The 23,643-nt window shown below is 72.6% G+C and carries 23 protein-coding genes; 1 reads left to right on the top strand and 22 read right to left on the bottom strand.

The features are described from left to right. From RBH18_RS33310 to RBH18_RS33225, 18 genes are all read right to left on the bottom strand, one after another. On the bottom strand, positions 1 to 482 hold a 482-nt coding region (locus RBH18_RS33310), incomplete at its 3' end, for a beta-L-arabinofuranosidase domain-containing protein (protein WP_306214452.1). After that, positions 479 to 1,843 carry an aminopeptidase P family protein gene (locus RBH18_RS33305; RefSeq protein WP_306214451.1) on the bottom strand — a complete coding sequence of 455 codons (1,365 nt, stop codon included), beginning with the start codon at positions 1,841 to 1,843 and terminating at the stop codon, positions 479 to 481. The genes RBH18_RS33305 and RBH18_RS33310, both read right to left, overlap by 4 nt. Next, complete coding sequence (locus tag RBH18_RS33300; RefSeq protein ID WP_306214450.1) at positions 1,840 to 3,126, bottom strand: alpha/beta fold hydrolase; 1,287 nt, start codon at positions 3,124 to 3,126, stop codon at positions 1,840 to 1,842. The genes RBH18_RS33305 and RBH18_RS33300 overlap by 4 nt, the downstream gene beginning before the upstream one ends. Further along, entirely contained in the window at positions 3,123 to 3,953 is an 831-nt protein-coding gene (locus RBH18_RS33295) for an ATP-binding cassette domain-containing protein (protein ID WP_306214449.1), read from the bottom strand. Before RBH18_RS33295 ends, RBH18_RS33300 begins: the two co-directional genes overlap by 4 nt. After that, entirely contained in the window at positions 3,950 to 4,762 is an 813-nt protein-coding gene (locus tag RBH18_RS33290) for an ABC transporter ATP-binding protein (protein WP_306214448.1), read from the bottom strand. Before RBH18_RS33290 ends, RBH18_RS33295 begins: the two co-directional genes overlap by 4 nt. Beyond that, on the bottom strand, positions 4,759 to 5,757 hold the full coding sequence (locus RBH18_RS33285) for an ABC transporter permease (protein ID WP_306214447.1): 999 nt from the start codon (positions 5,755 to 5,757) through the stop codon (positions 4,759 to 4,761). Before RBH18_RS33285 ends, RBH18_RS33290 begins: the two co-directional genes overlap by 4 nt. Further along, the gene (locus RBH18_RS33280; RefSeq protein WP_306214446.1) at positions 5,754 to 6,692 is read right to left on the bottom strand and encodes an ABC transporter permease; all 939 of its coding nucleotides are present in this window, start codon (positions 6,690 to 6,692) and stop codon (positions 5,754 to 5,756) included. The genes RBH18_RS33285 and RBH18_RS33280 overlap by 4 nt, the downstream gene beginning before the upstream one ends. 6 nt (positions 6,693 to 6,698) lie before the next feature. Continuing rightward, complete coding sequence (locus RBH18_RS33275) at positions 6,699 to 8,390, bottom strand: ABC transporter substrate-binding protein (protein WP_306214445.1); 1,692 nt, start codon at positions 8,388 to 8,390, stop codon at positions 6,699 to 6,701. Positions 8,391 to 8,570: 180 nt separating this feature from the next. Continuing rightward, on the bottom strand, positions 8,571 to 9,239 hold the full coding sequence (locus tag RBH18_RS33270; protein ID WP_306214444.1) for a GntR family transcriptional regulator: 669 nt from the start codon (positions 9,237 to 9,239) through the stop codon (positions 8,571 to 8,573). A gap of 69 nt (positions 9,240 to 9,308) precedes the next feature. Next, entirely contained in the window at positions 9,309 to 10,667 is a 1,359-nt protein-coding gene (locus tag RBH18_RS33265) for an aldehyde dehydrogenase (NADP(+)) (protein WP_306214443.1), read from the bottom strand. A gap of 9 nt (positions 10,668 to 10,676) precedes the next feature. Next, on the bottom strand, positions 10,677 to 11,678 hold the full coding sequence (locus RBH18_RS33260; RefSeq protein WP_306214442.1) for a proline racemase family protein: 1,002 nt from the start codon (positions 11,676 to 11,678) through the stop codon (positions 10,677 to 10,679). 1 nt (position 11,679) lies between these two features. Then, positions 11,680 to 12,609, bottom strand: coding sequence for a dihydrodipicolinate synthase family protein (locus tag RBH18_RS33255; RefSeq protein ID WP_306214441.1), 930 nt, complete (start codon positions 12,607 to 12,609; stop codon positions 11,680 to 11,682). After that, complete coding sequence (locus RBH18_RS33250) at positions 12,606 to 14,003, bottom strand: FAD/NAD(P)-dependent oxidoreductase (RefSeq protein WP_306214440.1); 1,398 nt, start codon at positions 14,001 to 14,003, stop codon at positions 12,606 to 12,608. Before RBH18_RS33250 ends, RBH18_RS33255 begins: the two co-directional genes overlap by 4 nt. After that, positions 13,996 to 14,247: a (2Fe-2S)-binding protein gene (locus tag RBH18_RS33245; RefSeq protein WP_306214439.1), complete on the bottom strand. Its 252-nt coding sequence runs from the start codon at positions 14,245 to 14,247 to the stop codon at positions 13,996 to 13,998. Before RBH18_RS33245 ends, RBH18_RS33250 begins: the two co-directional genes overlap by 8 nt. Next, complete coding sequence (locus RBH18_RS33240) at positions 14,244 to 15,398, bottom strand: NAD(P)/FAD-dependent oxidoreductase (RefSeq protein ID WP_306214438.1); 1,155 nt, start codon at positions 15,396 to 15,398, stop codon at positions 14,244 to 14,246. The genes RBH18_RS33245 and RBH18_RS33240 overlap by 4 nt, the downstream gene beginning before the upstream one ends. Positions 15,399 to 15,517: 119 nt before the next feature. Further along, a complete protein-coding gene (locus RBH18_RS33235; RefSeq protein ID WP_306214437.1) occupies positions 15,518 to 15,736 on the bottom strand; it encodes a DUF6059 family protein in 219 nt (72 codons plus the stop codon). Positions 15,737 to 15,859: 123 nt separating this feature from the next. Then, positions 15,860 to 16,480 carry a hypothetical protein gene (locus RBH18_RS33230; RefSeq protein WP_306214436.1) on the bottom strand — a complete coding sequence of 207 codons (621 nt, stop codon included), beginning with the start codon at positions 16,478 to 16,480 and terminating at the stop codon, positions 15,860 to 15,862. 20 nt (positions 16,481 to 16,500) lie between these two features. Further along, positions 16,501 to 18,219 carry an MFS transporter gene (locus RBH18_RS33225; protein WP_306214435.1) on the bottom strand — a complete coding sequence of 573 codons (1,719 nt, stop codon included), beginning with the start codon at positions 18,217 to 18,219 and terminating at the stop codon, positions 16,501 to 16,503. 172 nt (positions 18,220 to 18,391) lie between these two features. Between RBH18_RS33225 and RBH18_RS33220 the strand changes: the two genes are divergently transcribed. Continuing rightward, positions 18,392 to 18,916, top strand: a complete 525-nt coding sequence (locus RBH18_RS33220) for a MarR family winged helix-turn-helix transcriptional regulator (RefSeq protein WP_306214434.1) — start codon at positions 18,392 to 18,394, stop codon at positions 18,914 to 18,916. Here the strand turns inward: RBH18_RS33220 and RBH18_RS33215 are convergent. The 4 genes from RBH18_RS33215 to RBH18_RS33200 all read right to left on the bottom strand — a co-directional run. Then, positions 18,907 to 20,259 (bottom strand): acetyl-CoA carboxylase biotin carboxylase subunit, encoded by a 1,353-nt coding sequence (locus RBH18_RS33215; RefSeq protein WP_306214433.1) that lies wholly within the window; start codon positions 20,257 to 20,259, stop codon positions 18,907 to 18,909. The genes RBH18_RS33220 and RBH18_RS33215 overlap by 10 nt on opposite strands. A gap of 22 nt (positions 20,260 to 20,281) precedes the next feature. Next, positions 20,282 to 20,770 carry an acetyl-CoA carboxylase biotin carboxyl carrier protein gene (gene accB, locus RBH18_RS33210; protein ID WP_306214432.1) on the bottom strand — a complete coding sequence of 163 codons (489 nt, stop codon included), beginning with the start codon at positions 20,768 to 20,770 and terminating at the stop codon, positions 20,282 to 20,284. A 53-nt stretch (positions 20,771 to 20,823) separates the two neighbouring features. Further along, positions 20,824 to 22,512: an acetyl-CoA carboxylase carboxyltransferase subunit alpha gene (locus RBH18_RS33205; RefSeq protein WP_306214431.1), complete on the bottom strand. Its 1,689-nt coding sequence runs from the start codon at positions 22,510 to 22,512 to the stop codon at positions 20,824 to 20,826. 79 nt (positions 22,513 to 22,591) lie between these two features. Beyond that, the coding region (locus tag RBH18_RS33200) for a glycosyltransferase (protein ID WP_306214430.1) at positions 22,592 to 23,643 on the bottom strand (1,052 nt) is incomplete at its 5' end.

Below are 23,643 nucleotides of genomic sequence, written 5' to 3'. Positions count from 1 at the left end.
GCGTCGAGCAGCCCCGCCATGATCTTGTGGCAGGTGTACCAGGGTGCCCAGATCTCCCCGTACGGGGCCAGCTCCTCGAGCCGCGCGAACTGCCATTCCCCGTACGCCGCCAGAAAGCCCGGATGCGTGAACCGCCCCGTGGCGGCCAGCGCCGCCTGCACCTCCGCGAGCCCGGCGACCAGCTCGTCCGTCTTGTCCCGCAGCGACGGCACCCGCGCCAGCATGGACAGGAAATGCCCGGCATAGTGCCCGCGCAGCAGTGACGCCGTCGGAGCGACCCCGGCACCGGGGTAGTCGGACGCGCCCCACGGCTCCTCCGCGGGATGCCCGAAGTCCTCCCAGTTGCCCGGCGGCTCGGCGCCCCGCGTGTCGAGTCCCGCGTTGGCCCGGAAGACGGCCAGCAGCCGGTCGACGGGATAGACCCGGGCGAGGTGCAGCATCTGGTCCTGCGCACGGGCCTGAACCCCGTCGAGAAGCGTCACTTCGCGAAACGGGAAGCCCACTGCTCGATCCCTTCCGCGTCGATCGGCAGCGCCCCGGAGAGCACCTCGTTGCCGGACGCCGTCACCAGCAGGTCGTCCTCCAGCCGGACGCCGATCCCGCGCAGCTCCGGCGGCACGGTCTCGTCGTGCGCGTGGAAGTAGATGCCGGGCTCCACGGTCAGCACCATGCCGGCCCGCAGCGGAGCACCGTGGTACGTGTCGTACTCGGAGCTGCCGCAGTCGTGCACGTCGAGCCCGAGATGGTGGCCGACCCCGCAGACGATGTAGCGCCGGTGCTGCTGGCCCCCGGGGCTGAGCGCCTCGTCCACCGAGACCGGCAGCAGCCCCCAGTCGGCGAGCCCCCGCGCGAGCACCTCCATCGACGCGAAGTGGAAGTCGGAGTACTGCCCGCCCGGGCGCACCTGGGCCATGCCCGCGCGGTGCGCCGCCTCGACCAGGTCGTGCACCTGCCGCTGGGCCGCGCTGAAACCGCCACCCACCGGGATCGTCCGGGTCACGTCCGCCGTGTAGAGCGAGCGCGCCTCGACGCCCATGTCCAGCAGCAGCGCCTCGCCGGGCAGCACCGGCCCGTCGCAGCGCACCCAGTGCAGGATCGGCGCGTGCGGCCCGGAGCCGACGATGGTGCTGTAGCCGGGACCGTTGCCGAACGTGCGCGCGTGCCGGTCGAAGGTGCCCTGCAGCCAGCGCTCCCCCAGGCCCCGCGAGACGGCGTACGGCACCTCGCCCGCGACCGCCTCGAATCCGCCGACCGTGGCGTCGATCGCCGCCCGCAGCTGCCCGATCTCCCACTCGTCCTTGACCATCCGCAGGTCCGAGAGCGTCTCGGCGGCGTCGGCGGCCTCCGACGGCGTGACCAGCGTGTCCAGCGGCCGCACCGGCAGGTCCAGCGCCTCGGCCCACGCGTCCAGCCCGGCGGACGGCCCGACCCACAGCTCCCCGTGGGCCGCGCTGGCGTAGAAGTCGCGCTCGCCCGGCCGCGCCGGCGGCGGCAGGTACAGCACCGCGTCGTGCCCGCCCGCGTGCGGCCGCATCACCAGCACCGCCCCCTCGGCCTGGCAGGACGTCGCCCACACGAAGTCGCTGTCGGCCCGGAACGCGTGGTCGGCGTCGCCGTTGCGGTTCTTCGCGACCCCGGCGGACAGCACGACGGTCCGGCCGGGCAGGGCGGCGCTGAGCCGGGCGCGGTGGTCGGCGGCGGCCCGTGCGGCGGCGGCGTCGACGGGCGCCGGGACGTCCTGGGCGGCCCAGCCCTGGCCGATCAGCGCCCGGAAGCCCGGGCTGTCGTCGGCCAGGCGCGGCGGCTTGGTCCCGGCCCAGGCCGGTCGGGTGGTGCCGGTCATCGCTGCTCTCCTCCACGGTCGCGGACCATCTCGCGCAGCCGGGTGAAGACCCGCCCGCTGCCGATGCCGTCGTGCTCGAACTCGTTGGTCACCCACGCCTGCGCCGCACCGACCCTCGCCAGGGTGTCACGTTGCAGGCCGGAATCGACGAACACGTCGTCGAAGTACACCGCGGCGGCCAGCGGCACCTCGTTGGCGGCCAGCCGCTCGGGGTCGTACAGGGAGGACCAGGTCTGCACCTCGGCCAGCGCCTCCATTGCGGCGGCGAAGGGCCGCAGCGTGGTGATCTCGTGGAACATCCACGGGAACGCCATCTCGGTCGTGAACAGCAACGGCCGTCGCGACGGGTCGAACTCCGGCCGCCGGTCGCGCTCGCGTTGCGCCGCCCAGCGGAACGGCCCGTTCGGCCCGTCGCCGTAGATGGTCTCCTGCAGCGTCCAGAAGAGCGGGTTGCCCGCCGTCGAGGAACGCACCAGAACCGATTCCAGGAAGTCGCCGGTGAGGTGCCCGCCGGGCGCGAACGCCTCGGACACCAGCCAGTGCAGGCGCAGATGCCCGGGGCCGAACCCCAGGTCGCCGCCGAGCGACTGGAACCGGGGCACGGACAGCGGCGACCCGTCCGGCAGCCGGACGTCCCCCTCCGCGAGCCGGTCCGCGACGGCCGCGACCGCGTCGACGTCCTGCGGGTAGCGCCGGTAGAAGTCGGCGGTCTTGGCGGCGGCCCGGGTGAACGTGCGCCGGTAGACCTCGTCCGGGCTCGGCGGCAGCCCGGGGATCCCGCCGCACACGTAGCAGGCGGCCAGCGCCTCCGGGGCGATCGACAGGTAGGTGAGGGTCAGCCAGCCGCCGAAGCTCTGCGCCAGCGTGGCCCACTTCCTCCCCTGGTACGCCGTCCGCCGCACCTCCTCGAGATCGCGCACGATCGAGTCGGCCCGGAACTTGAGCAGGTGATCCGCGGCGGCCGCCCCGGAGGGAAACCCCGCGATGACGGTGCCGTCCACCGGGGTGCTGCGCCCGGTGCCCCGCTGGTCGACCAGTACCACGCGATAGTGCGGCAGCGCCTCGGCCAGCCACCCGTCCACGCCCGTGGGCCGGGGGTTCGCCCCGCCCGGCCCGCCCTGCAGATAGGTCAGCAGCGGCAGGTCCTCCCGGCGGCGATCGGGATCCACCACCTCGCGCACGAAGACCTCGATCGGGGCGCCGGACGGGTCGGACCAGTCCAGCGGCACCGGCACGGTGAACTCCCGGATCCAGGCTCCGGGGATCGGATATTCGACGGTCATCGGGTCATCGCATTCCGCCGCCGCGCGGCTTCCCATTCGGGCCGGATCCGGGGGACCGCGGCCAGCAACGTGCGGGTGTACTCGTGCTGAGGGTCGCCGAACACGGCGTCCCGCTCCCCCGTCTCGACCACCCGGCCGGCGGTCATCACGGCGACCGAGGTGGCGATCTGCCGCACCACGGCCAGGTCGTGCGCGATGAACAGGCAGCCGAAGCCCTCCTCGCGCTGCAGGTCCCGCAGCAGGTTGATGATCTGCGCCTGCACCGACACGTCGAGCGCCGACACCGCCTCGTCGCAGACCAGCACGCGCGGGCCGACGGCGAGCGCCCGGGCGATGCCGATGCGCTGCGCCTGCCCGCCGGAGAACTGCGCGGGATACCGGCCGGCGTGGTCCGGGTTCAGCCCGACGCGCTCGAGCAGCCCCCGCGCCACGGCCCGGGTCCCGCCGGGGATCGGCCGCTTCTGGTAGCGCAGCGGGGCGGTGACGATCCGCTCGACGGTGTGCCGCGGGTTGAGCGACGAGAACGGGTCCTGGAACACCACCTGGATCGTCCGGCGCACCCGCAGCAGGTCGTCGCCGGTCGCCCGGGTGACGTCCTGCCCGTCGAGCAGGATCGTGCCCGAGGTGACGTCGAGCAGCCGCGCGGCCAGGCGGGCGGTCGTCGACTTGCCCGAGCCGGACTCGCCGACCAGGGCGAGCGTCTGCCCGGCGCGCAGCTCGAACGACACGTCGTCCACGGCGGTGAACCTCGCGGCCGGCTTGAACAGCCCGGCCGTCCCGGCGACGGCGAACTCCTTGACCAGATTCCGCGCTTCCAGCAGGGTCACCGGTCGCCTCCCAAGGTGCGCAGCGAAGCGATCTCGTCGTCGATGCGGGGCACCGCGTCCAGCAGCGCCCGCGTGTACTCCTGGCGCGGGTCCGAGAAGATCTGTTCGGTGGAACCGGTCTCCACCACGTTCCCGTGCCGCATCACCACGACGGTGTCCGCCACCTCGCTCACCACGGCGAGGTCGTGGGTGATGAGGATCAGCGCGGCCCCGGTGTCCCGGCGCACCTCGGCGAGCAGGTCGAGGATCTGCGCCTGCACGGTCACGTCGAGGGCCGTCGTGGGCTCGTCGGCGATGATCAGCTCGGGCTCGGTGCTGAGCGCCATCGCGATCATGACCCGCTGGCGCATGCCGCCGGAGAACTGGTGCGGGTAGTCGTCGACCCGGCGGCCGGCCTCCTTGATGTGCACGCGTTCCATCGCCTCGATCGCCACCTGCCGGGCGGCGCGGCGGCTCACCCCGGAGCGGTGCGAGCGGTAGGCCTCGGCGATCTGGGTGCCGACCGTGTAGTACGGGTTCAGCGACGACAGCGGGTCCTGGAACACCATCGCGATCCGGTTCCCGCGGATGTCCCGCATCTTCCGCTCGCTGAGCGCGGTCAGCTCCCGGCCGTCGAAGGAAACGCTTCCCTCTCTCGAAGCTCCGGCGGGGAGCAGCCCCATGACGGCCAGGCTGGTCATCGACTTGCCCGACCCCGACTCGCCCACGATGCCGAGAGCGCCGCCGGGCGGCAGGGAGAAGCCGATGCCGTCGACCACCTTGGTCTCTCCGAATCGGACGGTCAGGTCGCGTACCGAAAGAAGGCTCATGTCCCCATCCCCACCCGGACCCGCGGGTCGATCGCGGAGTAGAGCAGGTCGACGGCCATGTTGCCGACCACCACGAAGAACGCGGCGAGCAGCGTGACCGCCATGATGACCGGCTGGTCGTTCTGGGTGATCGAGTCGGCGGCCAGCTTGCCGACGCCGTTGATGCCGAAGACGGTCTCGGTGATCAGCGCGCCGCCGAGCAGCCCGGCGAAGTCCATGCCGGCGATGGTGACGATCGGCGTGAGGGCCGGGCGCAGCGCGTGCCGCCGCCACACCAGGTCCGGGCGCAGCCCCTTGGCCTTCGCGGTCCGCACGAAGTTCTCCCCGAGCGTGTCGAGCACGTTGGCCCGGGTGAGCCGGGTGTACGACGACGCGTAGCCGATCGCCAGCACGGTCCACGGCAGGACGAAGTTGAGGAACCACTGCGCCGGATCGTCGGCGAAGGGCACCGCCTGCGGGAAGGGCAGCCACTGCAGCTTGACCACGAAGACGTACTGGAGGGCCAGCGCCAGCACGTAGTTGGGGATCGACATGCCGCCCAGGGTCAGCCCGGCGATGAACCGGTCCGCGAACTTCCCCTCCCGCACCGCGCTGATCAGGCCGCCGATGACGCCGGCGAGCAGCCACAGCACGGCCGCGCCGATCGCCACGACCGCCGTCACGGGCAGCCGCTGCAGGATCATGTCGGTGACGATCTGCGAGGTCTGGAACGAGTAGCCCAGGCACGGCGCCGGGCAGTGCACGACGGAGGCGCCGCTGCCGTAGTCGCGCCCGGCGACGAGGCCCAGCAGGAACTGCAGGAACTGCGTCAGGAACGGCTGATCCAGCCCGAGGTTGGCGCGGATCTGGTCGATCCGGTCCGGCGTGCAGTTCTTGCCGCAGATCTGCACGGCCGGGTCGGGCGAGAGGACGAAGAAGATGACGTACGTGAAAAGGCACACCAGGAAGAGCACGAGCAGCATGCCCGCCACCCGGTGCACGACATAGCGGGTCATGAGCGGCCTCCCGGGTCCACCGCCGCGCGCACCCGGTCGCCCAGAACCATGAACGACAGCACGAGCAGCGCCAGGAAGGCGCCGGGCACGAGGAAGAACGTCGGCACGACCGAGTACCAGCCGACCGAGCTCGCGATCATCTGGCCCCACGAGGGCGCCGGCGGCACGAGACCGACGCCGAGGAAGGACAGGCCGGCCTCCGTACCGATGTAGCCGGGCACCGCCAGGGTCACCATCACGAGGATGGTCGAGCGCAGGTTCGGCAGGATCTCCGTGAAGACCAGCCGGGTCCGCGAGGCGCCCGACGCGCGGGCGGCCTCGACGAACTCGCGTTCCTTGAGCGACATGGCCTGCGCCCGCACGATCCGGGCCAGATAGGGCCACCCGAACACCGAGATCACCAGGACCAGCAGGTACTGCCGGTTGTCGGCCGGCAGCGCCGAGAGCACCGCGATCATGAAGATCAGCGCGGGGAACGCCATGAGGAACTCCATGACCCGCGAGACCACCAGGTCCGTCCGGCCGCCGAAGTAGCCGGCCAGCAGCCCGAACACCACGCCGAGCACAGTGGTCAGCACGGTGGCGCCCAGGGCGATCAGCATCGAGGACCGGGCGCCGTACACGATGCGGGCGAAGATGTCTCGCCCGCTGCCGGGCTCCACGCCGAGCCAGTGGTCCGCGGAGATGCCGCCCCACGACCCGAGCGGCACGCCGCCCAGGTCGGGGTCGATCGCGCTCTGGTCGAACTGGTACGGATCCCAGCCGCTCAGCTTCACGATCAGCGGCGCGAACACCGCCATCAGGACCACCAGCGCGATGTACGCGAGGCAGGCCACGGCCGCCCGGTCGCGCCGGAGCGCACGCCAGACGCCGCGCCGGGGATCCTCCGTGACCGCCGGGGCGGCGGCCTCGAGTTCCGGGGAGGGGATCGACACGTCAGCTCAGCCCTTCGACGCGTCCCGCAGGCCCACGATCCCGTAGTCGACGTCGCCCGTCGGCGCGACCACCCCGGCCACGTTGGTGCCCGGCAGGTAGATGCGGTTCTCCACGTTGAGCGGGACGATCGGCGCGAGCTGGAGGATCTGCTTGTCCAGGGCGCCCCAGGCCGCGTTCGCCGCGGCGAGGTCGGTCTGGTTCTTCGCGGCGTCGATCGCCTTGTTCACGGCGTCGTCGTTGATCTGGGCGAGGTTCTGGTTGCCCTTGGCGGTGATCAGCCGGCCGTCGAACAGCGGTGGCAGGAAGGTGGAGGCGCTCGACGCCCAGTCGGGGCACCAGCCGGTGATGGCGGCGTCGTGCTGCTGCGACGGGGTGCCGATCGTCTCGTAGTAGGTCGACACGTCGATCACGTTGAGCTTGACCGTGATGCCGGCCTTGCCGAGCGACTGCTGGATGGCCTCGGCCTGGCGCTGGGCGGTGGCGTTGGCGCGTACGTCCAGGGTCATGGTGAAGCCGGCGGCCAGGCCCGCCTGGGTGAGCAGTTCCTTGGCCTTGGCCGGGTCGCCGGCGTGGTTCGCGCTCGGGTAGAGGTCGAAGTCGGTGTGGCCGGAGACGGTCGACGGCAGGATCGTGGTGGAGACCGTGGCGAACTGGTTGCCGCCGGTGGCGTTGAGCACCGCGCTCTTGTCGACGGCGTAGCTGACGGCCTGGCGCACCTGCACGTTGTCGAGCGGCTTCTTGGTCGTGTTGAGACCCATGTACGTCTGGCAGGTCGAGGGCGCCTTGATGACGCGATCGGTGAACTGCGGCGCCTGCAGCCGGGCGATCGTCGCCGTCTGCACGCTGCCCGCGAGCGCGTTGACGTCGGCGCCCTGGCCTGCCATCAGCCGCTCGTCGATCGTCGCGCCGTCGATGCCGATGTCGAACTGCCACTTGTCGGGCAGCGCCTTGCGGACGGTGTCGGTTGCGGCGTCCCACTGCTCGTTGCGCTTGAGCTGGATCGTGCTGCCGGGGGTGAACTTCTCCAGGTCGTACGGGCCGGAGGACACGATGTCGTTGATGAAGGTGTCGCCCTCGCCGGTGCCGGCCGGGAACGGGGTGCCGCTGGGCATCGACAGGGCGGCGTCGAACTCGGGGAACGGCGCCTTGAGGTGGAACACGATCGTCTTGTCGTCGGGCGTCTCGATGGTCGTCAGGTCGCCCGAGCGGTACGGGCCCTCGTAGCCCTCCGGCGCGTCGATCAGCTGCTTGAGATAGGGCGAGCCGATGCCGATCTCCGGGTCCCAGCTGCGGCTGATGCCGAACTTCACGTCCTTCGCGGTGATCGGGGCGCCGGTGTCGAACTTGATCCCGTCCTTGAGCGTGTAGGTCCACGTCAGACCGTCGCCGGACACCTTGCCGAGGCTCGCCGCGAGGTCGGGGACCATCGCGTTGGGGTCCTGGGCGTCGTTCGGCGCCTTGGTCACCAGCTGGCGGTAGACGAGCCGGTAGAAGGCGTTGACGCCGCCGTCCCAGCCGCGCGACGGGTCGAGGTAGGAGAAGTCGTCGGTCTGCAGCACGTGCACGGTGCCGCCCTTTACCGCCGTGCCCTCGCCGGCGTTGCCTCCGGAGGTGCCGGAGGACGAGCCGCCGGAGCAGGCCTGCAGGGCGAGGGTGGTGACACAGAGGCCGGCCAGGGCCACAGGAGTTCTCTTCAAGGGGGTTCTGCCTTCCGCGAATGACTCGATCAGGAAGTGCGCGGGGTGCCGGCTGCGACCCGGATCACCATGGGGAGACAGTAATATGTCACACCTCGCACGTGAAGAGTTGGCGAGAAGTTGTTTACCAACACGAAAGGCCGGCCACCTGTACGGTGACCGGCCTCGGCGGACGCGGGATCAGTCCTCGGCGCGTCCGTTCCACCAGCCGAGCACGTGCCCGATGTGCGCGTTCATGAGCGTCTCGGCGCCCCGGCCGTCGCGGGCCTCGAGCAGGTCGACGAGGCTGTGGTGCTCGGCCGCCGACCGGGCCAGCTCCGCCGAGCCGATCATGTCCGCCAGCCCCACCATCCGGGTCTGCTGCCGCAGGTCCCTGACCAGCGCGACCAGCCGCCGGTTGCCGTGCAGCTCGAGCAGCCGCAGGTGGAAGTCCATGTCCGCGGCCAGATAGGCGGCCAGGTCGGCGGCCGCGGCGGCATCCACGATGACCTGCGCCATCGCCCGCAGCGACGCGGCCGTCGACGGCTGCAGGGTGCGGGCGATCTCGCGCATCGGCGGGCTCTCCAGCTGCTGGCGCAGCCGGACGATCTCCCAGAGGTCCTGCTCGCTGACGTCGGTGACCCGGAAGCCCTTGTTGCGCACGACGTCGACGAACCCGCGCTTCTGCAGGTTGAGCATCGCCTCGCGGACCGGCGTCGCGGAGACGCCGAACCGCGCGGCGAGGGTCGGGGCGGTGACCAGCGTGCCCGGGGCGAGCTCGCCGGAGACGATCGCGGCGGCGACCGCGTCCTCGACGGTGCCCCGCAGGCTGACGCCCACCTCGACCGGGCCGATGACCGATGAGCTCACCGGCGACCTCCTCGCTCTAGTGCAATGTCACACAGCGTCGCGGCGGCTGCGGACACCAAAGTATGGCACTCACCGGTCGCGCAGCTCGGCCGGGAGCACCGCCGCCGGGGCGCCCTGGAACGCGACCGGACGCTGCCACCGGGCGATGGCGGCCAGTCCGACCGAGGTGGACGTGGGCGCGGTCGTCGCCGGCCACGGCCCGCCGTGCTGCTGGGCGCCGGAGACCGTCACGCCGGTCGGCCAGTCGTTCCACACGATGCGCCCGGCCGTGTCGGTGAGCACGTCGGCCACCGCCACCGCCACCGGGTCGTCGCCCGAGCTGTGCCCCTGGATCGTGGCGGTGAGCTGCCCGGGCAGCCGCTCCAGCAGCTCGGTCAGCTCCTTGTCCGAGGAGTAGCCGACGACCAGCCCGGCCGGGCCGAACATCTCGATGTCGAGCACCTCCGGGTCCGCGAGCACGTCGGCGGCGGACGCGGTGAGCACGCCGGCGCGGACACCCTGCTCGTTGGGCGCCCCTTCGGCCGCGACGCGGACCGCCGGATGCGCACTCACCCGGCGTACCGCGTCGGCGAAGCCGTCCTCCAGGCCGGAGGTGAGCATGCGGCCCGGCACCGGCAGCCGCACCGCCGCGAGGAAGGCCTGCGGATCGGGCACCAGGACCACGCCGGGGTTGGTGCAGAACTGCCCGGCGCCCAGGGTGAGCGAGCCGACCCAGCCCTCCGCCAGGGCGGCACCGCGCTCGGCCCACGCCGCCGGGGTCACCACGACCGGGTTGACGCTGCCCAGCTCGCCGTAGAACGGGATCGGGTCGGGCCGCGAGACCGCGATGTCGAACAGCGCCCGGCCGCCCTTGGTCGACCCCGTGAAGCCGACCGCCTTGATGCGTGGATCCCGCAGCGCCTCCAGGGACGCCTCCACGCCCTCGATCAGCCCCAGCGCACCCTCCGGCAGGACCTCCGCGACCACGTCCCGGGTACGCCGGGAGAGCCGCGGATGGCCGGGATGCGCCTTGACGACGACGGGGCACCCGGCGGCCAGCGCGGAGACGGTGTCCCCGCCGAACACGCTGAACGCGAACGGGAAGTTGCTCGCCGCGAACACGAGCACCGGGCCGATCGGCACCACCGTGCGGCGCAGGTCGGGCCGGGGGCCCATGCCCCATTCGGGGTCGGCGGGGTCGATCCGGGTGGGCAGCAGCTCGCCCGAGCGCAGGCCCCCGGCGAAGAGCCGGGCCTGGAACGTGGTGCGCTTGAGCTCGCCGGTCAGCCGCGGCACCGGCAGGTGCGTCTCCTCGGCGGCCAGCGCGATCAGCTCCTCGGCGGCGGCATCGAGTGCGCCGGCCGCCGCTTCCAGCCACTCCGCGCGCTGCTCCGGCGTCGCGTGGCGCATCGGGACGCGGGCCGCGGCCGCAGCCTCCAGGACAGTCACAAGGTCTCCTCAGAACTCGAAGCCGGCCGGGTACGGGTCGGTCGGGTCCAGCATGTACTGGCCGATGCCGGTGATCCAGGCGCGGCCGGTGATGGTCGGCAGCACGGCGGGCAGGTCGCCGATGGTGGTCTCCCCCACCAGCCGCCCGGTGAAGGTGCTGCCGATGAACGACTCGTTGACGAAGTCCTGCCCGATCGCGAGCTCGCCGCGCGCGTGCAGCTCCGCCATGCGCGCGGACGTGCCCGTGCCGCACGGCGACCGGTCGAACCAGCCGGGGTGGATGGCCATGGCGTGCCGCGAGTGCTGCGCCGTCGAGCCCGGGGCGAGGAACTCGACGTGGTGGCAGTGGTCCACCCCGTCGATCGTCGGGTGCTTCGGCGGGGCGGTCGCGTTGATGGCGTCCATGATGGCCAGACCGGCCTTCAGGATTTCTTCCTTACTGCCCCTGTCGTACGGGAGACCGAGCGCCTCCAGCTCGACCATGGCGTAGAAGTTCCCGCCGAAGGCCAGGCTGTACGGCACCGTGCCGTAGCCGGGGACCTCGACCGTCACGTCGAGCCGGTCGCAGTAGGAGGGCACGTTCTCCAGCGTGACACTTTCGGCATGTCCGTCGCGCACCTGGACCTGCGCCACGACGAGTCCGGCCGGGGTGTCGAGCCGGATCGTGGTGACCGGCTCGGTGACCTCGACCATGCCCGTCTCGACCAGCACGGTGGCCACGCCGATAGTCCCGTGCCCGCACATCGGCAGCAGCCCGGAGACCTCGATGTAGAGCACGCCGAAGTCCGCGTCGGGCCGGGTCGGCGGCTGCAGGATCGCCCCGCTCATCGCCGAGTGCCCGCGCGGCTCCGTCACGAGCAGCCGCCGCAGGTGGTCGAGGTGCTCGATGAAGTGCAGCCGCCGCTCGTTCATGGTCGCGCCGGGGATGACGCCGAACCCGCCGGTCACGACGCGGGTCGGCATCCCCTCGGTGTGCGAGTCGACGGCGGAGAACAACCGGGCCGCGCGCATGTCAGGCCGCCACGGCCCGGTACGCCTTGAGCGCCGCGACGGCCCGCTCGGTGTCCGCGGTGACCTGGGCGGTGTGCTCGGGCGTGAGCGGTCCGCGCGGCGGGCGGCACGGGCCGCCGTACCGGCCGACCAGGTCCATGCTGAGCTTGATCGCCTGGACGAACTCGGTGCGCGAGTCCCACCGGAACACCGCGACCAGCTGCTTGTAGAGCTCGCGCGCCTCGACGAACCGGCCGGCGACCATGTGGTCGTAGATCTCGACCGACTCGCTCGGGAAAACGTTGGGGAAGCCCGCGAACCAGCCCACCGCGCCGTCGGCCATCAGCTCGAACAGCACGTCGTCGGCGCCGGCGACCACGTCGATGTCGCACCGTTCCTTGATTTCGAACAGCCGCCGCACGTCGCCGCTGAACTCCTTGATGGCACTGACGTTCGGCAGTTGCGCGATCTCGGCGACCAGCGACGGCACGAGGTCGACCTTGGTGTCGATCGGGTTGTTGTAGATCATGATCGGGAGGCCGACCTCGTCGATCTTCGTGTAGTGCTCGACGACCTGCGCATGGCTCGCCCGGTACATGGTCGGCGGCAGGGCCAGCACCCCGTCGGCGCCGTCCTCGGCGGCCAGCTCGGCCCAGTGCCTGGCCTGATGCCAGCCCGGCCCGTGCACGCCCGCCACGACGACCCCGCGCCCGGCCACGGCCTCCACCGCCACCTGCACGACCTTGCGGCGCTCGGCGTCGGTCAGCGACGAGTACTCGCCCAGCGAGCCGTTCGGCCCCACGCCGCGGCAGCCGTTGCTGATCAGCCAGTCGCAGTGCTCGGCGTACTTGTCGTAGTCGACCTCGAGCCCGGCGGGGGCCTTGTCGCTGGGCTTGTAGGGCAGGGCGGTGGCGACGATGACGCCGCGCAGGTCGATGGGCTCGTTGCTCATGAGGGGTCCTCTCGGATGCCGGCCAGCTCCCCGAGACGGATCGGGGTGGCGATGGGTCGATGGGCGGTGCGGCCGGCGTCGAGCAGCCCGGCCGGCCCGGCGGTTTCGCGGGCCGCGATCTCCTCGACGGCTCGGCCACAGGTGCGGCCCTGGCAGATGCCCAGGCCGGCGCGGGTGGTCAGCTTCAGCGAGCGCAGCCCGCGAGATTCGGTCATGCGCGACGTCGCCCGCAGTTCCCCGGCGGTGACGTCCTCGCAGCGGCACACGAGAGTGCTGTCGTCGACCCAGGCCTGCCAGCCGGGCCGGATGCCGTGCGCTGTCGCCAACCGGTTCGCGAATTCCCGGTACGTGTTCCGGGCGCGCGCAGCCTGGGGCGGTGGCGCGTATCCGGCCGCGGCGGCCCCGGCGATCTCACCCTCGGCCAGCGCCAGGTCGACGCCGCCGATGCCGGTCAGCTCGCCCGCACTGAACACTCCTGGAACCGATGTCAGCTGGTTCCAAGCGACGTCCACGATGCCGCCGGTGGTCCGGCAGCCGGCGGCGATCGCCAGCTCGGAGCGCGGCACGAAGCCGTGGCTCACGCAGACCGCATCCACCTTGAGGGTCCGCTCGGTGCCCGGGATCGGCGACCAGTTGCCGTCGAGGCGTGCGGTGGTCACCGACTCCACCCGATCGGTGCCATGGGCGGCGATCACGCCGGTGCCGAGGTGGTACGGGATCCGGTTCCGGGCGAGGTCCTTCACGTAGCCGGCCAGCTCGGCGCCCTTGCTCCCGGCGCTCGCGAGCCGCCACGGCCTGGTGCCCCAGCCCTTCGCGAGTTGGACCGCGCCGGCGGCTTCGAGGACACCGGCGACGCGGGCACCGGTGCGGATCAGGCTGGAGACGACAGGCAGCAGGAACGGGCCTGCACCCGCAACCAGCACGTTCCGGCCGACGGCGACTTGCTCCCCCTTGGCGAGCGCCTGGGCCGCGCCGGCCGTGTAGACGCCCGGCAGATCCCAGCCGGGGAACGGCAGCGTGCGCTCGTGGGCGCCCGTGGCGATCACCAGCGCGTCCGGGTCGAACGTCCGTGCGGCCCGCTGCTGCCCGTCGGCGGGCCCCACGAGCACGTGGACGAGCGGGGGCCGTCCGTCGCGCCGGTCCACGGCCCAGACGTGGCCGTCGGTCACGACCTCGACGTCCCGCAGCGCGTTCCGGAATGTCTGGAACCGGTCCCAGCCGTGGTGCAGCTCGCGCTCGACCGCGGTGGCGCGGGCGGCGGGCAGGTGCCGCCAGTACTGGCCGCCGACGTCGTCGGAGGCCTCGACGAGTACGACCCGCGCGCCCCGGCGGTGGGCGGCGAGCGCGGCGGCCATCCCGGCCGGGCCGCCGCCGATCACGACGACCTCAGGCATCGTCGCCCTCGTGGAACTCGATGCGGTCGCCGTCGGCCACGCGGCGCTGGCAGGCCCGGACGTCGCGCAGGCCGTTCACCACCACAAGACAGTCGAAGCAGACGCCGATGCCGCAGAAGACGCCGCGCGCCTTGCCGGTCCTCGCGCTCCGCCGCCACGCGACGCGGCCCTGACCCAGCAGGACTCCGGCGACGGTCTGACCTTCCTCGGCCTCGACCGGCTCGCCCGCGATGTCGATCCTCACAACAGCCCTTCCCTGTCGAGGCGGAACTCGTTCTCCGCGACCGAGCCCGCGAACAACTCACCGATCAGGTCGGCGGTGGCGAGGCTGAGACCGATTCCCGCGCCCTCGTGACCCGTCGCGTGCCACAACCCGGGCAGCCGCGGGTCCGGCCCGATGATCGGCAGGTGGTCCGGGACGAACGGCCGGAACCCCCCGTACGCCCGCATCACCTGCGCGTTTGCCAGGAACGGGAACAGCAGCAGCGCCTTGGCCGCCAGCTCGGCCAGCACCCGCGCCTCGATCCGGTCGTCGAAGCCGCGCCGCTCCCGGGACGAGCCGATCAGCACCGTCCCCGCCGCCGTCGACTCGACGACGCTGGACGTCTGCAGGTCCGCCGAGCCGGAGCCGACCGCGCCCACATAGTCGGCGTCGTACACCTTGCGCCGGATCCGGTTCGGCATCCGCGACGTGACCAGCACCGTGCCGCGCCGGGGCCGCACCGGCAGGGTCACCCCGAGCCGCGAGCCCACCTCCGCCGACCACGGGCCGCTCGCCACGACGACGGCATCGGCGTGCAGGGTGCCGGCCGTGGTGCGGACGCCCGTCAAGCGGCCGTTGCTGAGGACGCCACCGGTCACCTCGACGCCCTGGCGCACCTGAGCCCCGTGCCGGCGGGCGGCCGCGAGCAGCGCCTCGGTGGCGATCACGGGCTGGATCTGCGCGTCCTGCGGATAGAAGACGGCGGCGGTGAAGTTCCGGGTCAGGTCGGGTTCGAGCTCGTACGCCCGGCTCTCGCCGACCTCCGAAGCGACGATGCCCGCCGCGCGCTGGGTCTCCGCGAACTCCCGCAGCGCCGTGGCGCCCGCTTCCGTGGTGGCCACGACCAGACCGCCCTTGTGGTCCAATTCCAGGTCGGGGAATCCCGGAGGCAACTCGTCGCGCAGCTCGTCCCGGACCCGGTCCCAGGCGACCAGCGAGCGCTGGGTCAGCCGCAGCTCGGCGCCGGGCCCCTTGTCGGAGACGAGGATGTTGCCCTCGCCACCCGACGACGTGCCACCCGCCGAGGCACCCCGGTCCACCACGACCACGTCACGGCCCGACCGGGCGAGGACACGGGCGATGGCAGCACCGACAATGCCGGCCCCGACGACGACAACCCGATCCGCGGACACGCCAGTACTATGTCACATGCTCCTCTGAACTGGAACTAGTATCTGATTCTGGCCTGGTAGCGGCCCTGTGCAATATTACTGGCGAGCATGCCGAACAAGGTCAGGGCATCGCCGACTGATCAGTATCCCGGGCCGAGGCTGTCCCGCACCGCACGTTCCGCCGCCGTGAGCGGCCGGCCGGGCTCCAGCCGCTCCGGGTGCCCGGGCGGCAGCGCCCCGGCGTCCGCCGCCTCCTGCCTGGCGATCCAGTAGTGCGGGTGGCAGCCCGTGAGGAAAAACCCGTAGTGGGCAAGGCCGGGCAGGACGAACCGGGCGCACCTGAGCAGGAGACTGACCATGCGGCCGAGGATGGCGGCAGCGGGTCCACCGGCGATCGCGTGCCGCTCGAGCGCCGGCACAAGGGAGGCCGTAGGGGCTCCTGACGGGGACAGGAACCGCCTACGGCCTCGAGGGGGAAGGTCTCAGCCGGCCTCGATCACCAGCGATGTGGCGCCGCCGCGCACGTCGATCTCGTAGCGGTTCTCGGCCTCACCGACGCCCGGGGTGGCCAATTGCAGCGTGCCGCCCGCCGCACCGATCGCCTGGTCGTCGAGCCGCACGTCGGTCGCTCCCTTGGCGATGCGCAGCAGCACCGCGGCGCCGGCCGGGCGGCGCACGGCAAGCCTGGTCACCCCGCCGGCGACGATCACGCGCACGGTGCCGCTCGGCTCGCCGAGCGTCAGCCCGACGTCGGTGGCGCCGCCGCTGAAGGTCAGGGCCCGCACCGGCGTACGGGACAGATCGGCCCGCACGCCCGCGGCGCCGCCCTCGACATCGACGGCCCAGGACACCGCGGCATTCAGGACCAGCTCGGCCGACCGGCGGCGGTTGAAGGGGCGCCGCGGATACCGGACGGTGACCGTGCCGTCCCGGGTCTCGACGTCAGGGATGTGTCCGGTGAAGCGCCCCTGATAAAGCTCGCCGGCGAGCCATTCCCCGCGCAGCACGAGATCCGATGTGCCGCCGGGAAAAGCGAGCGTGCCGGTGACGGCGTCACCGAGCGGTTCGCTGAGGTGGGTTGTGGCGTCGTCGTGGACGGTCATGGGCTTCCTTTCGGTGGAGGTCAGCGCAACGGTGCGGGCGTGGTGGCCCCGGATCCGGCGGGCACGGGCCGGGGCTCCGGGCCGGCTTCGTCGTGGTGCCGGGCCTGCCGGGGCAAGCGCAGGATCAGCAGCAAGGTGAGGACGGCGAGCCCCGCCTCGACCCAGAGCGTGCTCCGCAGGGCAGCGGCGAAGGTCTGCCTGCGGGCCTGGTCGGCCGCGGCCACGACGGCTCGCGTCGTGCGAGCGTCCCCCGCGGTGGCCTGCCGGCAGCCGGCCGGCTCGGGCCCGCCGTAGTCGTCGACCCGCTCGGTGAAGCACCGGCGCATCCCGGCCACGATCTGCTCGGCCGCGCCGGCCGTGACACCCTGCTCGCGCAGCTCGGCGCGCAACGCCGGGGCGACGGCATCAGCCTGCGGGCCGGCCTGGGCGCTGAGCTGGCCGAAGAAAACCACGCCGAGCACTGCCACGCCGATCGCGCCGCCGACCTGTTGCATGGCGTTGACGAGACCGGAACCGGACCCGGCGTCCCCGGCCGGGACATCGGACAGGATGAAGTCGAGGATCGGCGCGACGATCATCCCCATGCCCAGCCCGCCGGCGAGCGTGGCGGGCAGCAACTGCCACGGGGTGACCGCCGCCCCGGCCACCTGAGTGGTCACAATGATCCCCACCAGCCCGGCGCCCAGCAGCACGGCGCCGAGCACCAGGACCCTGCGGCCCAGCCGGGGCACGAGCACCGTCGCAGACACGGCTGCGGCGAAGCTGGTGCCGAACGACCACGGGATGCCGGTCAGGCCCGCTTTCAGCACGGAATAGCCGAGCCCGGCCTGCAGATAGAGGGTGAAGATCAGGAAGTAGCCCGTGACCAGCACAAAGAAGACCAGGTTCGCCGCCAGGCCGGCACCGAACGAGCGCGACCGGAACAGCGTCATCACGATCAGCGGGCTGCGTCCGGCCGCGGTGCGGCGCAGCTGCCCGCGGATCAGGACGGCGAACACCGCGGCGGCGAGTGCCATGGAGGCGAAGGTCCAGCCGGGCCAGCCGAGCTCGCGGCCCTGGACCAGCGGCACGAGCAGAAGCAGCAGCGCGGCCGTCAGGAGGGCGACGCCGGACGGGTCGAGTCGCAGCGCCCGCGGGGAACGGGACTCGCGGACGACTACGAGCGCGGCGGCGAAGGCCAGCACGCCGACCGGCACGTTGATCACGAAGATGCTGCGCCAGCCCCAGCCGAACAGGTCGGCGTCGGTCAGCACGGCTCCGAGCACGGGGCCACCCACGGTGGCGAGCCCGGCGAGCGCGCCGAAGGCGCCCAGGGCCGCTCCCCGCTGCGCCGGTGGGAACATCGTGGTGACGATGGCGAGCACCTGCGGCACCATGAGCGCGGCGCCCGCGCCCTGGAGGGCCCGGAACGCGATGAGCTGCCCGGCGGTGCCTGCCACCCCGCAGAGCGCTGAGGCGGCCGTGAAGCCGGCGACGCCGATGAGGAACATGCGCTTGCGGCCGGCGATGTCGCCCAGCCGTCCACCGGTGATCAGGAGGACGGCGAACCCGAGCAGGTAGGCCGCGACCACCCATTGGACCTGCGCGAACGAGGCGCCGAGGTCCCACTGCACGGGCGGCAGGGCGACGTTGACGATGGTCGAGTCGAGCAGGTCCATGAACGCCGCCAGCAGCACGACGACGAGAGCCAGGGTGCGGCGGGATCCGGCGGGTAGGGGCTGGTCTGTCCGGTGCGTCATGAGCGCGTCCCTCGGCTGACACGACGAAGCCGCTCGGACACAGGACCGGCGCGGCAAGGGCGGAGGATTACGATCCGGGAAGAGCAGTTACTGAAAAGATGACTGGCTGATTTACTCAGCAGGTGATTGTCTTAGTAACTGTGACATTTGAAGGCTAGCAGAGAGGCACTTCGTGTCAAGTCCCGATCCTGGTCCCGCCGGCCGGGACGACCTGATGGCGCGCATCAACCGGGAGATGCGCACCCTCGTGTCCCGCTCGGTGCTCTTCCACCACGCTGTCGCCGACCGGCTCGGCCTCAATGTCAGCGAGCTCAATTGCCTGGGCATCCTGGAGTCGACCGGGCCGACGACGGCCGGCGCGCTCGCCGGGCAGACCGGGCTGACCACGGGGGCGATCACCGGGGCGCTGGACCGGCTGGAGGCGGCGGGATACGTGCGCCGCGAGCGGGATCCCCAGGACCGGCGCCGGGTGATCGTCAGCCCGATGCAGGTCTCTCCCGCTGTCTACGGCCTGTTCGCCTCACTCGGGGAAGCGCTCGAGGGGTTGTGCTCCGACTACACCGACGAGCAGCTCGAGTCGCTCTACGACTTCGTCCGGCGGGCCGGCCCGATGACCCATGCCGAGACGCTCAAGCTGCGCGCGGGCGAGGCCCGCGCACAGCGTCCGCCGGCCGGGCGGGCTTCCGGTCAGTCCTGAGCGGTCATCTGGTCCACGAGCGCCGTCGTGTGCTTGCCGTCGAGGAACCGGGGGTGCGCCAGCACCTCCGAGAGGAACGGGATCGTGGTGTGCACCCCGGGGCCCGTCACGGTGAACTCGCTCAGCGCCCGCTGCATCCGGGCGATCGCCTGCCGCCTGTCGGGCGCCCACACGGACACCTTGGCCAGCAACGGGTCGTAGTCGGCCGTCACCCGGGCGCCCGGCGCCACGTGCGTGTCCACCCGGGTGAACGGCCCGGCCGGCGCCGCGAACCCGGTGACGGTCCCGGGTGCCGGGGTGAAGTTGCGTCGCGGGTCCTCGGCGTTCACCCGGCACTCGATCGCCACCCCCCGGCGCTCGACGCCGGCCTGCGTGAACGAGAGGGGCGCGCCCGACGCCACCCGCAACTGCTCCCCCACGAGGTCGATGCCGGTGACCAGCTCGGTCACCGGGTGCTCGACCTGCAACCGGCAGTTGATCTCCATGAAGTACGGCTCACCGGATCCGTCCACGAGGAACTCGAAGGTGCCCGCGCCGGTGAACCCGGTCGCCCGCACACCCCGCACGGCCGCCTCGTGCAGCGCGGCCGTCACCTCGGGGCCGAGGCCCGGGGCAGGAGTCTCCTCCACGAGCTTCTGCCGGCGGCGCTGCACCGAGCAATCGCGCTCCCCCAGGTGCACCACGGTTCCGTACCGGTCGGCGAGGACCTGCACCTCGATGTGGCGCACCGTGTCGAGGTAGCGCTCCAGGTAGACCCGGGAGTCACCGAACACCGCCTGACCGGTCGCGCGCACCTCGGCGTACACCTTGGGCAGCGTCTCCGGCTCGCGCACGACCGCCATGCCGCGCCCACCGCCCCCCGCGACCGCCTTGACGATCAGCGGATAGCCGATCCGCCCGGCCTCCGCCAGCGCCGCGGCCACCGTCTCGACGGGCAGCGCCCCGCCGGGCAGGACCGGCAGCCCCGCCTCGGCCATCACCGCGCGTGCCCGCGCCTTGTCACCCAGCCGGGCCAGCACGGCGGCGGAGGGGCCGACGAAGGTGAGGCCCTCCGCCTCGCAGATCTCGGCGAAGTCCGGGTCCTCCGACAGGAACCCGTAACCGGGGTGCACAGCCTCCGCCCCGGTCCGGCGCGCCGCCTCCACGATGGCGGCCGCGTTGAGATAGCTGGCCCGGGCGGGCGTCGGCCCGATGTGGACGGCCTCATCGGCGAAGCGGACCACGGCCGAGTCCCGGTCCGCCGTGGAGAAGACGGCCACCGTCCGGATGCCGAGCTCCCGGCACGTCCGGGCGACGCGCAGCGCGATCTCCCCGCGATTGGCGATCAGCACGGTGCTGAACATGGGTACCCCCTCTGCGGCCCGGTCAGCCGACCGGGGCGATGACCATCAGCGGCTGGTCGTACTCGACGGAAGTCCCGTCGGCGACGAGGATCTCGACGACCCGGCCCTGCGCCTCGGCGGTGACCGGGTTCATCAGCTTCATCGCCTCGATGATGCCGACCTGGTCCTCCGGGCCGATCACGTCACCGACCGCCACGAACGGCGGGGCACCGGGCTCCGGAGCCTGGTAGAAGGTGCCGACCAGGGGCGACCGCAACTCCTGCCCCGGGCCGGACCCCGCCGGCTCCGGGGTCCCCGGCGCCGGCACCGGAGCGGGAGCGGCTGCCGCCGGCACCGCTGCCACCGGCGGCCCAGCGGCCGGAACGGGTACGGGCCATTCCACCTCGAGGCTGATGTCGCCCGAGACCAGCCTGATCCGGTGCAGCGGCCCGACGGCCTCCGCCACCTCACGGACGACCTCGCGGGACATCATGCGCAGTTGCTCGGCCGGGCCGGGCACGTCGACGGTCATACTCGCTTTCCTTCCTCTCGGACGGCTGGACGACGCGGCGGGTCGGACGACGCTCAACCGGGCCGCAGCCCGTAGGCGCGGAACCGGCGGCGCCGGTCGGCCACCAGCTCCGGTCCGCCGTGCCCGGCCAGATCCCTCAGCGCCTCGCCGAGCGCCGCCCGGACCCGCTCGCCGGTCGCCACCGGCTCCCGGTGCGCACCCGCGCCCGGCTCGGGCACGACTCCGTCCACCACGCCGGCGCGCAACAGGTTCGCCGCGTCCAGCCGCAGGGCCCGGGCTGCCTCCGGAGCAGCGCCGGCGTCCTTCCACAGGATGGCCGCGCACCCCTCCGGGCTGATCACCGAATAGGTCGCGTTGCCGAGCGCCAGCACCCGGTCGGCCACGCCCAGCGCCAGGGCGCCACCGCTGCCGCCCTCGCCGGTCAGCACAGCCACCACCGGGACGGGCAGCTGGGACATCAGCCGCAGGTTGTCGGCGATCACCCAGGCCTGGCCGTGCTCCTCGGCCTCGATCCCCGGATAGGCGCCCGGGGTGTCGATCAGGGTCACCACGGGCAGGCCCAGCTTGGCCGCCAGGCGCATGACGCGGCCCGCCTTGCGATAGCCGGCGGGCACAGGCATGCCGAAGTTGCGGGCGGTCCGCTCCCGGGTGGTGTGGCCCTTCTGATGCCCGATCAGGGCTATCGGGCGCCCGTCCAGCCGGCCCAGCCCCGCGACGACCGCCGGGCAGTCGCCCTCGACGCGATCCCCGTGCAGCTCCTGGAACACGTCGAGCAGCTGGGCGGCGTAGTCCAGGGTGGTCGGCCGGTCGGCGTGCCGGGACAGCCGGACCGTCTCCCACGGATCGCGGTCCGGCAGCAGCTCCGGATCGGTGACGACCGCCGGAGGCGCGTCACCGGCACGCCGCGGGCCGGCCGGGGCCAGGGCGCCGAGGATGCGGCCGAGGGTGACCACGACGGTGGCGCGCGGGCTGACCAGGTCCACCATCCCGTGCTCCGCCAGGAACTCAGCGGTCTGAAAGCCGTCCGGCAGCTCCTGCCCGATCGTCTGCCGGATCACCCGGGGACCCGCGAACCCGACGTGCGCGCCGGGCTCGGCCAGCACGATGTCGGGCAGGGTCGCGAACGAGGCAGCCACGCCGCCGTACGTCGGATCGGTCAGCAACGACATGGTCAGCACGCCCGCCTCGTCCAGCGCCGCGATGCTCTGGCTGGTCTTGACCATCTGCATCAGCGAGACGACGCCCTCCTGCATCCGCGCCCCACCGGAGGCCGTGACGATCAGCAGCGGGATGCGCTCGGCGAGGCAGAGGTCGGCCGCGGCCGCGATGCTCTCGCCCACCGCCGCGCCCAGGCTGCCGCCGAGGAAGCGGAAGTCCATGGCCGCCACGACGAGGGGATGACCGGCGACCGTGCCCCGGGCGCAGAGCACCGCATCGCCGAGCCCGGTGGTCTGACGCGCCGCCGCCAGGCGCCGGGAGTAGGCCCGCTGATCGGAGAAGCGCAGCGGATCCTCCTGCACCGGCCGGGCCGGGCCGAGCAGCTGCCAGCCCGGGTCGAGCACCTGTTCCAGCCGCTGCGGCGCGGTCAGCCTGAAGTGCAGCCCGCAGCCCGGACAGACGTGGTGCAGGCGGGCGAGCTTGCGGGCGTAGACCAGCTCACCGCAGCGCGAACAGCGCTGCCAAGTCACGTCCTCGGCGGCCGCTGCCTGATCCGGCTCGATGCCGGTCTCCGCGATGGTCATCTCGGTCACTCCTGTCCTCGGCCGGCTTCATTCTTCGCAGGGGCGGCTTTACATCCGGTCCACTCGCGCTGGAGACGCGTCACTTGCCGGCGAGCTTCTCCAGCACCGGCACCAACTCCGCCGGCGACCGGTGGGCATCCATCTCGCCGCGAAGCCGCCGGGCCGCAGCGCCATGGGCGGGACTGCCGAGCAGGGTCCCGGCAGCCTCCCGGAGCGCACCGGACCGGGCCTCCTCCACGGTCCGGACGAGACCGGCACCCGACGCGGCCAGGAGCCGGGCATGGGTGGCGTGGTCGGGCAGCTGCGGCACGAGCACCTGCGGCAGCCCGGCCGTGAGAGCCGTCAGCATCGTGCCCGCTCCCCCGTGGTGCACCACGGCGTCGCACGAGTCGAGCAGCAGGTGCAACGGGACGTCGCGAAGCACCGTCGCGCCTGGCGGCAGCGGGCCGAGCCGGCTCGCCTGGGCGGTGCTGACGGCGTACACGATCTCGGCGTCCGTACCGACCGCCCGGCCGGCCTCCGCCGCCAGGAACCGCTCCGGTCCGAGCTTGCTCATCGTGGTGCCCCACGTGACGCACACCCGGGGCCGCGTACCGCGTGGCGGAAGCGGCGGGATGATGTCCGCGCCGGCTCCGTTGTACGGCACGTAGCGCACCGGCTCGGCCTGATAGCCGACCGGCAACCGCAGACCTTCCGGCGCCGGATCCAGCACCAGATCCCCGAGCACCCGCGCGGCGGGAGCGCCCAGCTGCGCGGTCAGCGGCTCGAGCAGGCCGGCGGCGAGGTCGCGGGCGGCGTACAGCAGGTCCACGCCATAGAGGAACCGGGTGGAGGGCACGCCGAGCGCGCCGGCGACGACGGGGCCGGCCCAGCTGGTCGTCTCGAAGACCACCAGGTCGGGCCGGAAGCGACGCGCGTAGACGAGCAGCTCCGGAGCCATGGCCTCGGCCAGGGCCAGCACCATGGCGAGCGCCCGCGGAGCCCGCCGCCCGCCGGGCTCAGCGGCGGGAACCGAAGCGGCGGGCGCCGAAGCGGCGGCACCGTCGGCGTAGCCCCGCACCAGCGCCGGAACGTCCACGTCCGCACCGACCGGCACGACCGGCAGCCCGGTCGCCGCCGCCACCGGCGCGA

The sequence above is a fragment of the Actinoplanes oryzae genome, assembly GCF_030757795.1.
GTDB lineage: Bacteria > Actinomycetota > Actinomycetes > Mycobacteriales > Micromonosporaceae > Actinoplanes.
This window is presented reverse-complemented; position numbering and strand designations above follow the sequence as displayed.

Coding starts and splice junctions, on each gene's coding strand:
- RBH18_RS33305 (WP_306214451.1), bottom strand. CDS start 1,843: ATGACCGGCACCACCCGACCGGCCTGGGCCGGGACCAAGCCGCCGCGC.
- RBH18_RS33300 (WP_306214450.1), bottom strand. CDS start 3,126: ATGACCGTCGAATATCCGATCCCCGGAGCCTGGATCCGGGAGTTCACC.
- RBH18_RS33290 (WP_306214448.1), bottom strand. CDS start 4,762: ATGAGCCTTCTTTCGGTACGCGACCTGACCGTCCGATTCGGAGAGACC.
- RBH18_RS33285 (WP_306214447.1), bottom strand. CDS start 5,757: ATGACCCGCTATGTCGTGCACCGGGTGGCGGGCATGCTGCTCGTGCTC.
- RBH18_RS33260 (WP_306214442.1), bottom strand. CDS start 11,678: ATGCGCGCGGCCCGGTTGTTCTCCGCCGTCGACTCGCACACCGAGGGG.
- RBH18_RS33255 (WP_306214441.1), bottom strand. CDS start 12,609: ATGAGCAACGAGCCCATCGACCTGCGCGGCGTCATCGTCGCCACCGCC.
- RBH18_RS33250 (WP_306214440.1), bottom strand. CDS start 14,003: ATGCCTGAGGTCGTCGTGATCGGCGGCGGCCCGGCCGGGATGGCCGCC.
- RBH18_RS33235 (WP_306214437.1), bottom strand. CDS start 15,736: ATGGTCAGTCTCCTGCTCAGGTGCGCCCGGTTCGTCCTGCCCGGCCTT.
- RBH18_RS33230 (WP_306214436.1), bottom strand. CDS start 16,480: ATGACCGTCCACGACGACGCCACAACCCACCTCAGCGAACCGCTCGGT.
- RBH18_RS33225 (WP_306214435.1), bottom strand. CDS start 18,219: ATGACGCACCGGACAGACCAGCCCCTACCCGCCGGATCCCGCCGCACC.
- RBH18_RS33215 (WP_306214433.1), bottom strand. CDS start 20,259: ATGTTCAGCACCGTGCTGATCGCCAATCGCGGGGAGATCGCGCTGCGC.
- accB (WP_306214432.1), bottom strand. CDS start 20,770: ATGACCGTCGACGTGCCCGGCCCGGCCGAGCAACTGCGCATGATGTCC.
- RBH18_RS33205 (WP_306214431.1), bottom strand. CDS start 22,512: ATGACCATCGCGGAGACCGGCATCGAGCCGGATCAGGCAGCGGCCGCC.